General features: G+C 39.3%; 12 protein-coding genes. 8 read left to right on the top strand and 4 right to left on the bottom strand.

The window, feature by feature from the left end; translation table 11 throughout:
• The first annotated feature begins 3 nt into the window (after window positions 1-3).
• The 4 genes from BKK54_RS02350 (at window position 4) to BKK54_RS02335 (ending at window position 4907) form a co-directional block, all read left to right on the top strand.
• Window positions 4-864 (top strand): DsbA family protein, encoded by an 861-nt coding sequence (locus BKK54_RS02350; protein ID WP_077541150.1) that lies wholly within the window; start codon window positions 4-6, stop codon window positions 862-864.
• Window positions 865-1137: 273 nt separating this feature from the next.
• On the top strand, window positions 1138-2430 hold the full coding sequence (locus tag BKK54_RS02345; RefSeq protein WP_077541148.1) for a prolyl oligopeptidase family serine peptidase: 1293 nt from the start codon (window positions 1138-1140) through the stop codon (window positions 2428-2430).
• A 119-nt stretch (window positions 2431-2549) separates the two neighbouring features.
• Window positions 2550-3185, top strand: a complete 636-nt coding sequence (locus BKK54_RS02340) for a tetratricopeptide repeat protein (RefSeq protein WP_077541146.1) — start codon at window positions 2550-2552, stop codon at window positions 3183-3185.
• Between the two features lie 168 nt (window positions 3186-3353).
• On the top strand, window positions 3354-4907 hold the full coding sequence (locus tag BKK54_RS02335; RefSeq protein WP_077541144.1) for a subtype B tannase: 1554 nt from the start codon (window positions 3354-3356) through the stop codon (window positions 4905-4907).
• Window positions 4908-5020: 113 nt separating this feature from the next.
• Here BKK54_RS02335 and BKK54_RS02330 read toward each other — a convergent pair whose 3' ends face one another.
• Window positions 5021-7696 carry a PqiB family protein gene (locus BKK54_RS02330; protein WP_077541142.1) on the bottom strand — a complete coding sequence of 892 codons (2676 nt, stop codon included), beginning with the start codon at window positions 7694-7696 and terminating at the stop codon, window positions 5021-5023.
• Window positions 7671-8930, bottom strand: a complete 1260-nt coding sequence (locus BKK54_RS02325; protein WP_432213692.1) for a PqiA/YebS family transporter subunit — start codon at window positions 8928-8930, stop codon at window positions 7671-7673. The genes BKK54_RS02330 and BKK54_RS02325 overlap by 26 nt, the downstream gene beginning before the upstream one ends.
• Window positions 8931-9152: 222 nt before the next feature.
• Here BKK54_RS02325 and metF point away from each other — a divergent pair, with 222 nt between their 5' ends.
• Window positions 9153-10037 (top strand): methylenetetrahydrofolate reductase, encoded by an 885-nt coding sequence (metF, locus tag BKK54_RS02320; protein WP_077541138.1) that lies wholly within the window; start codon window positions 9153-9155, stop codon window positions 10035-10037.
• Window positions 10038-10157: 120 nt separating this feature from the next.
• On the opposite strand, the gene pgsA is transcribed toward metF, so the two are convergent.
• Together pgsA and BKK54_RS02310 are read right to left on the bottom strand one after the other, a co-directional pair.
• A complete protein-coding gene (gene pgsA, locus BKK54_RS02315; RefSeq protein WP_077541136.1) occupies window positions 10158-10718 on the bottom strand; it encodes a CDP-diacylglycerol--glycerol-3-phosphate 3-phosphatidyltransferase in 561 nt (186 codons plus the stop codon).
• 103 nt (window positions 10719-10821) lie between these two features.
• The gene (locus tag BKK54_RS02310) at window positions 10822-11424 is read right to left on the bottom strand and encodes a peroxiredoxin C (RefSeq protein WP_077541134.1); all 603 of its coding nucleotides are present in this window, start codon (window positions 11422-11424) and stop codon (window positions 10822-10824) included.
• Window positions 11425-11672: 248 nt separating this feature from the next.
• Here BKK54_RS02310 and metC point away from each other — a divergent pair, with 248 nt between their 5' ends.
• The 3 genes from metC (at window position 11673) to BKK54_RS02295 (ending at window position 14909) form a co-directional block, all read left to right on the top strand.
• The gene (gene metC / locus BKK54_RS02305) at window positions 11673-12863 is read left to right on the top strand and encodes a cystathionine beta-lyase (protein WP_077541132.1); all 1191 of its coding nucleotides are present in this window, start codon (window positions 11673-11675) and stop codon (window positions 12861-12863) included.
• Window positions 12864-12965: 102 nt separating this feature from the next.
• Window positions 12966-14321, top strand: a complete 1356-nt coding sequence (mpl, locus tag BKK54_RS02300) for a UDP-N-acetylmuramate:L-alanyl-gamma-D-glutamyl-meso-diaminopimelate ligase (protein WP_077541130.1) — start codon at window positions 12966-12968, stop codon at window positions 14319-14321.
• 81 nt (window positions 14322-14402) lie between these two features.
• The gene (locus tag BKK54_RS02295) at window positions 14403-14909 is read left to right on the top strand and encodes a DUF2301 domain-containing membrane protein (protein ID WP_077541128.1); all 507 of its coding nucleotides are present in this window, start codon (window positions 14403-14405) and stop codon (window positions 14907-14909) included.
• Window positions 14910-14918: the final 9 nt, after the last annotated feature.

Below are 14918 nucleotides of genomic sequence, written 5' to 3'. Positions count from 1 at the left end.
AAAATGCTGAAATTGACCATTTTCACTGATCCAATGATGGGGCTTTCCTACGAAAGTGTCCCTTTTTTGGCAAAAATTGAAACTCACTTTTCTGGGCAAATTGAAATACAAACTAAAATGGCAGGACTGGTGCGTGATGTACGTCATTTTATGATTGCAGAAGATTTTCGTGATGGTGAAATCCTAGCACTTGAGCATTATAACCGCAGACTTGCTCATATTTACCAAGCGGAGCAAGCCATTACTGGAATGCCCATTCACATTACGCCCGACAATCTGCACTTATTTGACCGCCTGCACCGTAGTTCTACGCCATTGAATTTGGCGGTGAAGGCGGCGGAATTAACTGATAAAAACAAAGAGGCGGCATTTCTCTATCGCTTGCGTTACGCTCTGATTGTTGAAACTCGTCCCATAACCCATTGGAAAGAGATTTTTCGGGGAGTGGAACAGACAGGTATCAACATTGGCACTTTTATGAAGTCTTATCAAAATGGTATGGCGCAAGCGGCGTTAGAGCAAGATTGGGCTTTAAGGGAATCATTAAAGATTTATCGTCTGCCTGCTTATTTATTGGAATATGAAAATCAACACATGTTATTGCAAGGCGTGCTGGACGATCGAACTTTCTTCAACGCTATCATCAAATTAAGTGAGGGTAAAATTCTTCCGGCTGCACCGAACGCGACTTTGGAAAATTTGCAAGATTTCTTACAAAACCATCCGCTTGTTTCATTCATTGAATTGAAATATGCCTTTGGATTATCGCATAAGAAGTCCGTGCAAAGCTGGATTCACCCGTTATTGAAGAATGGCACATTGGCGATAACGGGAAAAGGAGAATTTGTGGCGGTTCAGCGTTAAAAATGCGGTGGATTCTCAATAAGATTTTGATTATTTGGACAAGATACAAAGCCGAAATAATGTTGTTATTATGAATTTTGGGGGACTGTCGAGCTTAACCTCAAACAGCCTATTGACATAATATTGTAAGCTTTCATAAATCACCCTCCTATTTGTCTTTTTTGAAAGATGGGAAAGCACGATTATTTTAAATTGTAGAAATACCGATTGAACCTTACCATTATATATTGGTCTTTATAGAGGTTTTTGATTCATTCTTATAGAGAGGTAAAAATGCAAACACGTCGAGAATTTTTAGTGATGAGTGCCGGTATGGCTTGTGCAGTGAGTATGCCAAGTATCGTCTTCGCAAAAGGCGCTAATGAGCCTTTGAACGCAACAGCAATTACGCAGGTTTTTGGTGATGGGGTACAGATGGTGGCGGTTGCGATTGAATTTGCACAGGAATTGACACCAACAGATATAAAAACGGCTGATTTTAATGTTGAAGGCAGAACCATACAAAATGTATTTATTAGTCAATCGGTAGATTTAACCGAGAGTGATAAGGGTAAGTTCGTGATTGTGGCGCTCAAACCTGATGAAGCGGGTAGCGGTTTACAAGAAACCGTGCAATTGGCGAATGCAACGTCTCAATCTCCGACACCGAATAGTGGCAGACCTCGCTGGGTTGCCGGTGATACAATGAGTAAAATTATTCGCTATAAAAAAGCACAAGCTAAAGTATTGGTAGAAGGCAAAACCTTAGAAACACATACTGTAAAAAATGGGGTCGTTGATGAGTTTCAACAGTCAGAATTTTACGATCCGAAAACAGCCAAAACGCTACCTTATAATTTATTTAAACCAAAAGATCAAAGTCAACCCTTACCATTAGTGCTATTTATGCACGATGCAGGGGCAACCAGCGATCAGACTGAAGTCACCCTTTTTCAAGGATTAGGCGCGGTTATTTGGGCTGAACCGAAGGAGCAGGAAAAGCGTCCTTGCTATGTGCTTGCGCCACAATATAACGAGATTATCGCAGATGATGATTGGCGTACGTCTGATATGCTTGATACCACAATTCATTTGGTTCAAAAGTTGATTGAAGAAGAAAAAATCGATCCGAAACGTATTTATGTGACAGGACAATCCGGTGGCTGTATGTTAGCAACAGCAATGAATGTGAAATATCCTGATTTTTTTACAGCCAGTTATTTAGTGGCAGGCAAATGGAATGCTGAAGTTGTCGCACCATTGGCGAAGAATAAAATGTGGTTTATGGCATCGGTGGATGATTTGGGGGCATTTCCTAGTTTTAATGCGATCACCGAACGTTTAGCACAAGCCGGTGCAAAAATCAGCCGAGCAGAATGGAATGGTAGTTGGGAGGCGGATCAATACCGCTTTGCTTATGATGATTTAATGGCTGAACAAAGTCCGATTAATTATACCATTTTCGCTAAAGATACTGTTTTTCGTGAGACCGATAGCCGTCAAGGGGCTAGCGGGCATCGCAATACATGGCGGCTTGCATACAGTATTGAGCCAATTCGTGAATGGTTGTTTGCTCAGACGAAATAATCGTGCAGAGATTGTCTCTTTTGTCGTGGGAGAAACATAATGAAAAAGTTAGGGTTATTCATTGCACTATGGTTTAGCTTATTTGCGTTTGCGAATGAACTGCAAGAGAGTGCGAAAAAATGACTTTTCCTGAAATACAAACATTGGCGGCTCAAGGTGATCCTGAGGCTCAGGCTCGTCTTGGCGAGGCTTATTTGAATGGTAATTATGAGCAAAAGGTTGATTTTTCTCAGGCTTTGTTATGGTCAAAAAAAGCTGCTGACCAAGGGAATTCGAGAGCAAAATTAAACTTAGGTGTGATGTCTTTGAATGGCTATCAAGGCGAATTTGATTATCGTCAAGCAAAAGCACTGTTTGAAGAGGCCAATAATGCCGGTGAACATAAAGCTCCCCGTTACTTAGGTATCATTTATGAACGAGGCTTAGGTGTAGCACAGGATTATGTTTTGGCCGCGAAATTTTATCAACAAGGTGATAAGTATGGTGATGTGACGGCACAATATAGGCTAGCAAAGCTGTATGAACAAGGGTTAGGGGTAGCACGTGATTATGCTAAAGCCATTGCTCTTTACCAAAAGCATCAACATCGTATTGATCACATTAGTGCGCCAAGTTTTATTGCATTAGGCGATATTTATGGATTGGGGCTTGGCGTTAAAGTCAATAAGGTTGAGGCGGAAAAATGGTATCGTTTAGCCATAGAGGCGGGGAGTAAGGAAGGCGAAATCAAATTAAATTTATTAAATGAGGGGTAATTATTTTTGACTTCATTACTATAACGGTAAAGTGCGGTTAAATATGTCGGAATAGTTAATACAAGATGTATTCGTTGACTAGGTGAATCCTTTTGTCTGTATTGACAAACCAACAATTTAATTGCACATAATATTTAGAAATATCATGATCTTAATTGGAGAAAAATAATGTTATCAAAAAGTTTATTGGTGGCTACTACACTGAGTGCGATTGCCATTCAAACACAGGCTGTATCGAAAGAAATGGATGATCCTTTGGCTGATACGCCTTATTTTAATCAGACCGAAAAAGGGTTTGATCTAACATTCTCACCGAAAAACTACCGTATTTTGGAAGCGAAAGTGAATGGTGAAACCGTGAAATTTCGTGCGTTTGAGAAAATCGTTTATGTACAAAACCCCATAGAAGCGGATTATCAAACACTCAATTTGTATGTACCGGAAGCCTATTTTCAACAAGGATCAATTAACGGATTTAATGCTGATAATGCCCCTATTTTCTTACCGAATGCGGTGGGAGGATATATGCCTGCGAAGGCTGCAACCTATGACAAAAAAAGTATAGGTGGAGAGGATAAACCGAATGCAATTTTAACCGCACTTTCTAAAGGCTATGTGGTAGCCAGTGTGGGGGCTCGTGGCAGAACATTGGAGAAAGAGGGAAAATACACGGGTAAAGCACCGGCTGCGATTATCGATCTTAAATCTGCCGTACGTTATTTACATTTTAACGATGCTGTTATGCCGGGAGATGCGAATAAAATTATTTCAAATGGGACAAGTGCCGGTGGGGCATTATCCGCCTTATTAGGGGCAAGTGGCGATAGTCGTGATTATATAGCATATTTCCAACAATTGGGCGCAGCACAGGCATCAGACCGTGTTTTTGCGGTATCGGCGTATTGCCCTATTACCAATTTGGAGCACGCAGATAGTGCTTATGAATGGGAATTTAATGGATTAAATGATTATCAAAGAATGGATATGAGCCGCTTGAATGCCAATAGTTATAATGATCGCAGCCAACCTGCCGCTAAGGCAATGATTGAGGGATCGTTAAACAAAGATGAAATCGCTGTTTCTAATCAGTTGAAAGCTGCATTTCCTGCCTATTTGAATAGTCTCAATTTGAAAGATACACAAGGCAATCCTTTAACGTTAGATCAGGATGGCAATGGTTCATTCAAAACTTATTTAGAAGGTATCATTGTGCGTTCAGCCAACAAAGCCTTGAAAAATGGTACGGATTTAAGCCAAATTACTTGGCTTGTGAAAGATAAAAATGGTGTAACCGGAATGGATTGGAACGGGTATATTCATTCTGAAAAACGAATGAAATCACCTCCTGCTTTTGATGCATTAGACTTAACAAGTGGTGAAAATAACCTGTTTGGTACGGAAAGTATTAATCATCGTCACTTTACTGCCTTTTCACTGGCGCAGAATAAAGCACAGGGTAATCAATCAGAATTAATGGCAGATAATGAGCAAATTAAATTGATGAATGCAATGAATTATGTCGAAACGAGTCCAACACAACATTGGCGTATTCGTGTCGGTACAAGTGATCGAGATACTTCACATGCCATTGGTGCAATGCTTGCGGTGAAGTTAGAGATGTCCGGAAAGTCTGTCGATTATGAGATGCCGTGGGGTATTCCACATGCGGGGGATTATGATTTAGATGAACTATTTCAATGGATGACGGATATTAGTCGATAAAGTTAGAAAAATCCTCTGCATAATTAATTCGCAGAGGATTTTATTTATTGTCCGATTTATTCGTAATATATCAATCGCAATCAAAGGCGAATAAAAGTGCGGTCAATATATTATCAATTTTCTTGCTTAGGAAGCGTGCCGGAATTCCAACTATGAGCCTCACTTGGACGTTTAATTTGTAATAAGAAACGCTGATTTGCCGGGGCTTGTGGTTGAATGACGGTACTCGATGGCGTAGAGAATGAAATTCCACCTTTGAGTAATTGTTGGACACTACCGGTATTAAATTTAGCACCTTGCCAGCCTAGCGTGAAATCATAGCCGGATGAAACCCAGAATTCAGAATTTTTACGCACAAGATGTTGGTATTTTGGTGCGATGATAATATGGATTAGGACACGATCACCTAGACTGTTTAAGTCAAATTTACGTATCGTTCCAACCTCAACACCACGATAAAGCACCGGTGAGCCTTCCGTTAAATTCATTGCATCATTGGTTTCAAGAATAAATGGCATACCTTGGCTGTATTTATTACGGCTTGCTGTGGTTTGTGAAAGGTTAAATTGTGTTTTTATTTTCCCACTTCCTACTTCCACATCAATATAGGGTTGTAAAAGGCTATCTAGGTTTTCGATAGCACCGGCGGAAATTTGCGGAGAAATGATTTTAAAGGTCGAGCCCTCTTTTGCAATGATTTCCATATAGTTTGGATTAATAAATGCTTTTGCCGTGATCTTACGTGATTTGGCATCTAATGTTACACTTTCAACTTCACCAATAGATAAGCCTAAATAGCGTAGGCTTATACCTTTACTTAGATTGGTAGCATCATCAGTGGTAAGGGTAATGATTTTTCCTGAAGATTTCGCTCGTAATTCGTTAGGGTATAAGATCTTATTTTTTCCTGCTCCGGTGTTATCAAAACTAATTGCCCCTTTTAATGAGCGTGCAATCGGTGTCGCCTGAATGCTGATACCTTTTGGCGTAATATCAACCTGTGCTGCACTTTCCACCCAAAAGATGCTTCTATCCGTTAATAAATGTTTGTACGGCGGATAAATATAAACATCAATATTAAAATGGTTGGTTTGGGGTTGAATGTTGGTGATTTTACCCACTTCATATTGGTGATAAAGTACAACAGAACCTTTACTGATACTTGGTAATGTTGATGTTTTTAGGGTGGTACTTGGTTCAACCAATTTCCCTGTGATACCGTATTCGGCATTTTGCGTATCTTTATAGAGGGGGTAGCTTTTTAGTGCCTCACCTAATCCTTTTTTGGCAATAATACGAATACCACCTTGTAGCCATTTTTCAGGATGTGCCGCTTCAAAGCGTACGCCATCAATACCTAAATTGACATTAAAATTTGAGGCAGCCACGAAAAGTGTATTAGGGTTAATTAAATTACGATATGTCGAGGCAATGGCAACATCATATTCTACGCCTTCTACCCCTACCTGCTGATTGATGATTTCCCCAATGGCAATATTATTGTAATAAACGGATTGACCTTCAGAGACACCATAGCTTTCAGGTGAGGTTAATTTTACAACTAAAGTATTTGGTGCTTTTAAAAGTAACTCGTTTTCTTTAATGACATCAAATGCTAACTGTTCAGATCCTTCACCCGGAATAATTTCAAAGTAATCACCACGGAAAAGCCGTTGTGGATCGGTTAAGTCCCCTAAGGTTGGTTTTTTATTGCGCAGTACAATTCGGGTATGGGTCTTTAATAAGTTGGCTTGGTTTGGATCGATAAGTAGTATTCCTTGTAATTGACTGTCATCATTTTCAACGGTTGTTAGACTTGAAAGCACACCAATTTTATGATCTTGGTAATACACCTCATTGCGTCCGGCTTCTAAACCGGCAACAGAGGGGAGGGTTATTTCAACATTAATTCCTCTTTTTGCTGCTTGTAGGTTTGAATAAAGGGTGTAGCTTGTATTTTCTACTGCGTTAGGGCTATTGGTGGGGGAATCAAAGGAAACGGCACCTTGAACAATGGAATTAAGGCTTTCCATATTCACATTTAAACCTGCCGGTGTGATATTGGCTGCGATACCGCTAATATTCCAGAATCGTGAATCTTTTTTTACAAAATGAGCATATTCCTTATTGATCACAACATCAATTTCCACTTTGTTGTCGTTATTAAAGCGGTAATCGTAGATTTTACCTACCGGCAATTTTTTGAAGTAAACGGAGGCACCAATAGAAATTGAGCCCAAGTCATCCGAAATTAAATGAATAAGTAAATCACCTGATTTAACTTGAGCTATTGGCCCTTTTTCTTCAGCGATAAACTCATCTTCACTGTTACCATCACCAGGCTGTAATGTAATGTAGTTGCCTGACACAAGGGAATCTAGTCCTGAAATACCCGCGAGAGAAACATTAGGTTGTACAACCCAGAATTTAGTGTTTTCCCTTAGAACACCTGTTGCTTCAGGGTAAATGTTTGCAATGACCTCAACTTTCTGCATATTGTCAGTAAAGTTGACTTTTTTCACTACACCGATTTGTAGCCCTTGATAGCGAATAGGGGTTTTATCAGCAACTAAGCCTGCGCCATTCGTAAAAGTAATTTTGATACTTTTACCTTGTTCCTCCACAATTTGGAAGAAAAGAATCGCCCCAATACAAAGTGCAATAAAGGGCAATAGCCAAAACGGAGAAACCTTCCGATTTTTCCGCAAAACGGCTTGAACGGCTTTGTATTGTGAACTAATACCCGAGTCGGTTGAATGCTGGTCATTCGGTTGTTGTTTTTCTGTCATAGATTTTCCAAATCAGTCGGCTATCGAATTGTGAGGTTGAAATCATTGTAAGGAAAACTGCAGCACCAAAGTAGAAGGCGGCAGGTCCTACCGTAAAATTAATAATTTGCCCACGTGTCACAAGCGACATCATAAGGGCAAGAACAAATAAATCAAGCATAGACCAACGTCCCACAAAATGTACGATATGTAAGAGACGCATTTGCCATTTTATTGAATGTTGCCATTTAAAATGCACGCTGGCGAGTAAATATAGCATAATGAAAATTTTGCTAATCGGTACAAAAATACTGGCAAAGAATACAACAAAGGCAACAAAGTAGCTTTTCATCTCAATAAACGAAATGACGCCGGACATTAATGTATCTTCAGATAGAGAACCCGTCAAATAAACACCGGAGATGGGGAGTAGGTTTGCCGGGAAGAGCATAATAATACCGGCAATAAGTGTTGCCCATGTTCGTTGTAGTGTAATGGATTCTGGGATAGCTATACGTGAATCGCAACGGGGACAGAAAGAATGACCCTGATCCCGCTTTATTTCTGAATGAGGGAAGGAATAGTGGCAGGCGGTGCATAATTCAATATCATTTGTTGTTGAATGCACATGCTTGTTTTCCGGATAAAATTCATCCCACAATTCATTTAAGTTAATTTTAATGAATAATAATGTGGTTAAAAGTGCGGTAAATATAAAGGCAAGTAAATAGAGATCAATTTGTAATGCTGCATATTCCCGTACTTTAAACATAGATACGCCAAGTGCCACGAGATATACATCAAACATCACCCAAGGTTTAATATAACTGAGAAAAAGTAAAACGTTACGTGGACGAATACCAAGTAACTTTGAAAACCATAACATTAAAACCAAAATCGCAAAAGAAATAGGCATTAATACGGCACAAACAAATACTAAAAAAGCGGTGTATTGATAGCCGGCTGTTGCCATTTTCCAGATTCCTTCCCATACCGAGGCATCCACTCTTACACCCAGTAAATCAATACTCAATAGCGGGAAATTCAAGGCAAAGGGGATTAAAATGAGAATAGAAAGTGCAATCATCGCACAACGATGTAATGACCAACGATTGCTTGTGCTCAACGTATGATGGCAACGGGGACATTCTGCATGTTCATCCTGAGGTAAGGGATAAATGATGGAGACGAGCTCGTCACATTCGCCACAACGGGTGATTTTATAGCGGGATTGAGTTGAGTTTGTCGTCATCATCGTTGTCTTATTTACAATAAAGTGCGGTCAAAAAAATTGGCGTATTTTATCTTTATTTCCCCCATTTTGTGAAGTTTAAATCAAGAAATGTTGGGTAGAGTGCGCGTTTGTATGCAAAACTATGGATTTTATTAATGTTTCTTATGAATTTATTGAAATTGACTCATAGACGAACTTATTTTATTGTAGCGTAGCAACATCATTCTATATAGGAAGAATAATATGAGTTATGCAAAAGAAATTAACAACTTGAACCAAAACATTGCGGATTTTAATAAAAAAATCAATGTATCCTTTGAGTTTTTTCCACCTAAAAATGAAAAAATGGAAACAATGTTATGGGAATCAATTCACCGCTTGAAAGTGCTCGAACCTAAATTTGTTTCGGTGACTTATGGGGCGAATTCGGGAGAGCGGGATCGTACTCATAGTATTGTAAAATCTATTAAGCAAGAAACCGGATTGGAAGCTGCACCACATTTAACCGGGATTGATGCGACACCGGAAGAATTAAAGCAAATTGCCAAAGATTATTGGGACAGTGGGATTCGGCATATTGTCGCATTGCGTGGTGATGAGCCGCAAGGCTATGAAAAGAAACCATTTTATGCAGCCGATTTGGTGGAATTACTGAGAACCGTAGCAGATTTTGATATTTCCGTTGCGGCTTATCCTGAAGTACACCCTGAAGCGAAATCTGCACAAGCGGACTTGATTAACCTGAAACGGAAAATTGATGCTGGGGCAAACCATGTGATCACGCAGTTTTTCTTTGATATTGACAACTATCTCCGCTTTCGAGACCGTTGTGCGTCTATTGGTATTGATACGGAAATTGTACCGGGTATCCTACCGGTTACCAATTTTAAACAACTCCAAAAAATGGCATCTTTCACTAATGTGAAAATCCCGACTTGGTTGTCAAAAGCCTACGAAGGATTAGATGATGACCCAACAACACGTAACCTTGTCGCAGCAAGTGTTGCAATGGATATGGTGAAAATTTTATCCAGTGAAGGTGTCAATGATTTCCATTTCTACACGCTCAATCGTAGCGAATTAACCTACGCGATTTGTCATATGTTAGGCGTGAGACCAAGGGGATAAACGGTTTTCTAACGGATAAAATAAAGTGCGGTTGTTTTTTGTGATGTTTACGGTATACATCCCCAAAATTTTAACCGCACTTTTTTGTTCATTTTCAATAAACATATAGTACCGATTTTTTTACTTCATCTCTATTTCGTCTAACACATTTTCTTTTGCAACTTTTAAATATTGAATCATCGACCAAACCGTTAAAATCGCTGCAATATAAAGTAAGACAATTGCTGAAATTTCCATATAAATATTATAGCGCCATAATAATCCGCCTAGTGCAAGCATTTGAGAAGTCGTTTTCACTTTCCCCAACCAAGAAACGGCAACTTTATTGCGTTCCCCCAATTCCGCCATCCATTCACGCAAGGCTGAAATAATAATTTCACGAGAGATCATAATGATTGCAGGAATCGTGATCCAAAAGGTATGTTGATATTCTACGATAAGTACGAGTGCGGCAACGACCATGACTTTATCTGCCACAGGATCTAAAAAGGCACCAAAGCTTGTGGTTTGTTTCCATTTACGTGCGAGATAACCATCGAGCCAGTCTGTTACACCGGCAATAAAGAAAATAAGCGTGGTAATAAATGGGGCAGATTCAAAAGGCAAATAAAAGGTGATCACAAAAAAAGGAATTAATACGACGCGAAAAATTGTGAGAAAAGTAGGAATATTAAATTTCATAGAAAATTAACCGCACTTTGGTTAGAGATGGACTTATTCTAAAGGATATCAGGTGATAAAAAAAGCCACGTAATGTGGCTTTATTGTAAAGATTTGATAAAGATTAAAGTTTATCCGCATTTTGTTTTAAGTATTTTGCAACGCCTTCGGGATTATCTTTCATCCCTTCTTTGCCTTTTTCCCATTGGGCAGGACAAACATCACCATGTTCTTCGTGGAATTGTAGGGCATCGACCATACGTAACATTTCATCAATATTGCGACCTAACGGAAGATCATTAACGATTTGGTGGCGAACAACACCATTTTTGTCAATTAAGAATGAAGCACGCAGAGCGACACCTTCGGTTGGATGTTCAATGCCGTACGCTTGGGCAATTTCATGTTTAATATCAGCGGCTAACGCATATTTAACTTGGCCGATACCACCGTTTTCAGTTGGTGTATTACGCCACGCATTGTGGGTGAATTGAGAATCAATAGATACACCAACGACTTCAACACCACGTTTTTTGAATTCCTCATAGCGGTGATCGAATGCGATTAATTCAGACGGACATACGAAAGTGAAATCTAATGGGTAGAAGAAAATTACGGCTGCTTTTCCTTCAATATGTTTTTTGAAGTTAAAATTATCAACAATTTCACCATTGCCTAAAACTGCAGATGAAGTAAAATCCGGTGCTTGGCGAGTTACTAATACCATAGTCTAATTCCTCTATTAAAAGTTTATTGATAGAAAAAACGGGTAATATTCCGGCATTATGTAGCGATTGCACAAAAGTGATTGTAGGGCATTTGTAGGGATACATATAACAATCCGTACATTTGTTGGGATTTTCGGTTTTTGCCCATTTGCTACACAATGCCGCAACATTCTATAAAATTTAACCACACTTTTATAGTGCTTTTGTTTCATTATCTTGTTTGTATTGTTTAAATTAGGTGAAATTTATGTCAAAAAATACTTCATTATCCACATTGCTTGTCCATAGTGGACGAGATAAACGATTTTCTCAGGGGGCAGTTAATCCTGTTGTTCAACGGGCATCTTCACTGGTTTTTGATACGATAGCGGATAAAAAACACTGCACGAAAAATCGTTATAAAGGTGAATTATTTTATGGTCGCAGAGGTACACTCACGCATTTTGCGTTACAAGATCTAATGTGTGAAATGGAAGGGGGGGCAGGCTGTTATCTTTACCCTTGTGGGGCAGCTGCCGTGACAAATACCATCTTATCTTTTGTAAAAACGGGTGATCATATTTTGATGAGCGGTGCTGCCTATGAACCTACACAAGATTTCTGCAATATTGTTTTGAAAAAAATGCAGATTGATACTACCTATTATGATCCTTTAATTGGTGAGAATATCGCCCAGCTTATTCAACCAAATACCAAGGTTCTTTTTTTAGAATCACCAAGTTCTATTACCATGGAAGTGCCAGATATTCCGACTCTCGTGAAAGTGGCCCGTTCGGTAAATCCTGAAATTGTGATTATGATTGATAACACGTGGTCGGCTGGTGTGTTATTTAAAGCATTAGAGCATGGGATTGATATTTCTATTCAAGCTGGGACGAAATATTTGGTGGGGCATTCGGATGTGATGATAGGCACAGCGGTAGCAAATGATCGTACTTGGGATCAGCTACGAGAGCATTCCTATTTAATGGGGCAAATGGTCGATGCGGATTCCGCTTATATGACGGCAAGAGGGATTCGCACTTTAGCGGTGCGATTAAAACAGCATCATGAAAGTAGTATCAAAATCGCAAAATGGTTAAGTGAGCAGCCACAAATGAAGGCAGTCTATCACCCGGCTTTACCAAGTTGCCCGGGACATGAATTTTTCCAACGTGATTTTAATGGCTCGAGCGGTTTATTTTCCTTTGAATTAACTCAACGTTTGACAGATGAGCAAGTCGCCCAATTTATGGATCATTTCAAACTATTCACCATGGCATATTCATGGGGAGGATTTGAATCCTTAATTTTATGCAATCAACCGGAAGAAATTGCCAAAATTCGCCCGAGTATCAAAAGAAAACTCACAGGCTCACTGATTCGTGTGCATATTGGTTTTGAAGATCCTGATGAATTAATTAATGATTTAAAAGCCGGTTTTGAACGAATTGCGTGACAGGTTTTATGATGAGTAAAAAGGCTTGTAGAATAAGCCTTTGTTTACTCACACTTTGAGTTGATTTATCATATTTTTCATTTTTTATAAAAGAGATTACAAATGAAGCATATTCATATTTTAGGTATTTGCGGCACATTTATGGGGGGCGTGGCGATGATTGCCAAACAGATGGGCTATAAAGTGACGGGATCAGATACGAATGTCTATCCACCGATGAGTACCTTTTTACAAGAACAAGGGATTGATATTATCCCTAATTATGATGTTGAACAACTTCAACCCGCACCGGATATGGTGATGATTGGAAATGCCCTAAAACGTAGTAATCCTTGTGTCGAGTACGTATTGGAAAATCGTTTGCCTTATACTTCCGGCCCACAATGGCTACATGATAATTTATTAAGAAATCGTTGGGTTTTGGCGGTTTCAGGTACCCATGGAAAAACCACCACAACCGGTATGCTGACCTGGATCTTGGAACAAAACGGCTTAAAACCCGGCTTTTTAATTGGTGGAATTGCCGGTAACTTCTGGACTTCCGCCCGTTTAGGAGAAAGCAATTTTTTTGTCATTGAGGCAGATGAATATGACACGGCATTTTTTGATAAGCGTTCTAAGTTTGTGCATTACAATCCTAAAACCTTAATTATTAATAACATCAGTTTTGATCATGCGGATATTTTTGATGATTTGAATGCGATTCAACGCCAATTTCATCATATGATTCGGACTATTCCAAGTAGTGGGCGTATTCTTTCTTTTGCTGATGAGCAAAGTGTAAAGGAAACATTAGCTATGGGATGTTGGTCTGAACAACAGTTTCTTGGAAAAGATAAGGAATGGTTTGCAGAACGTCTAACAACTGACGCTTCCCATTTTGCGGTATTCCATCATGGCGAAAAAGTGGCTGAAGTAAAATGGAATGTAGTTGGCGTGCATAATATGCATAATGCATTAATGGCAATCGCCGCAGCTTATCACGTAGGGGTATCTGTTGAGAAAGCTTGTGAAGCATTAGGTTCTTTTATTAATGCGAAACGTCGCCTAGAAGTGAAAGGGGAAGTCAATGGTATCACGGTTTACGATGATTTTGCTCATCATCCCGAAGCTATTCTTGCCACCTTAACGGCATTGCGTGATAAAGTCGGTGGGGGTGTCCGTATTCTTGCGGTACTAGAACCTCGTTCAAATACGATGAAAATGGGCGTGCATAAAGATGAAATTGCACCGGCATTAGGCAGAGCAGATGTCGTCTTTATGTTGCAGCCGGATAATATTCCTTGGGAAGTCGCAGAAATTGCTTCACAATGTGTGCAACCTGCATATTGGAGTGCAAACCTTGATAAGTTGGTTAATATGATCGTCGAAGAAGCCCAACCAACAGATCATATCCTTGTGATGTCAAACGGTAGTTTTGGCGGTATCCACCAAAAAATTTTAGATAGACTAAAATAATTTTTGATGAAAGTGCGGTTAGAAAATCATGTGTTTTTTAACCGCACTTTTGTTCTATTATTTGACTAGAAAGGAGGAAAAATGGCTGATCCACATATTCAGTCCCCAATGGATATTTGGGATAACATCACAGTGATAATTTATCGAACCGGGTTTGTTGTCGCCGCTTTTGGTATTTTGCTATTGACTTGGTTGCCAAGTTTGGCAGAAATCACGATTTTAATTGCTGCGACCTGTTGTGCCTCATCTTTGCATATTTATCTCAAACATTTTCGTTTAATCTTTCAATTTGCTACTTGGTTAGCTCTGGTTTGCTTCATTTTAGGTTGGCACGAACTGGCACTAGGCGGTGCATTAGTCACCTTAGGTGGGCTTTGTTTTAAAGAATATTTTTGTTTCCGAGTGCCATTATTAAATTTACAGCCTATTTTTGTGGCGATACTCTGGTTTGTTTGGGTATTTGAAAGCGGAATACTGACTCGGATCTTCTCAATGATTGTAGGGGTATTACTGTTGTTACTTGCCATTCAAAAATGGCGAATGCCATTGCATTTTGATATTGGCGATAAAACAAAATATCAGGTTTAAAATAGGGGA

The organism is Rodentibacter genomosp. 1 (assembly GCF_001999285.1).
GTDB lineage: Bacteria > Pseudomonadota > Gammaproteobacteria > Enterobacterales > Pasteurellaceae > Rodentibacter.
This window is presented reverse-complemented; position numbering and strand designations above follow the sequence as displayed.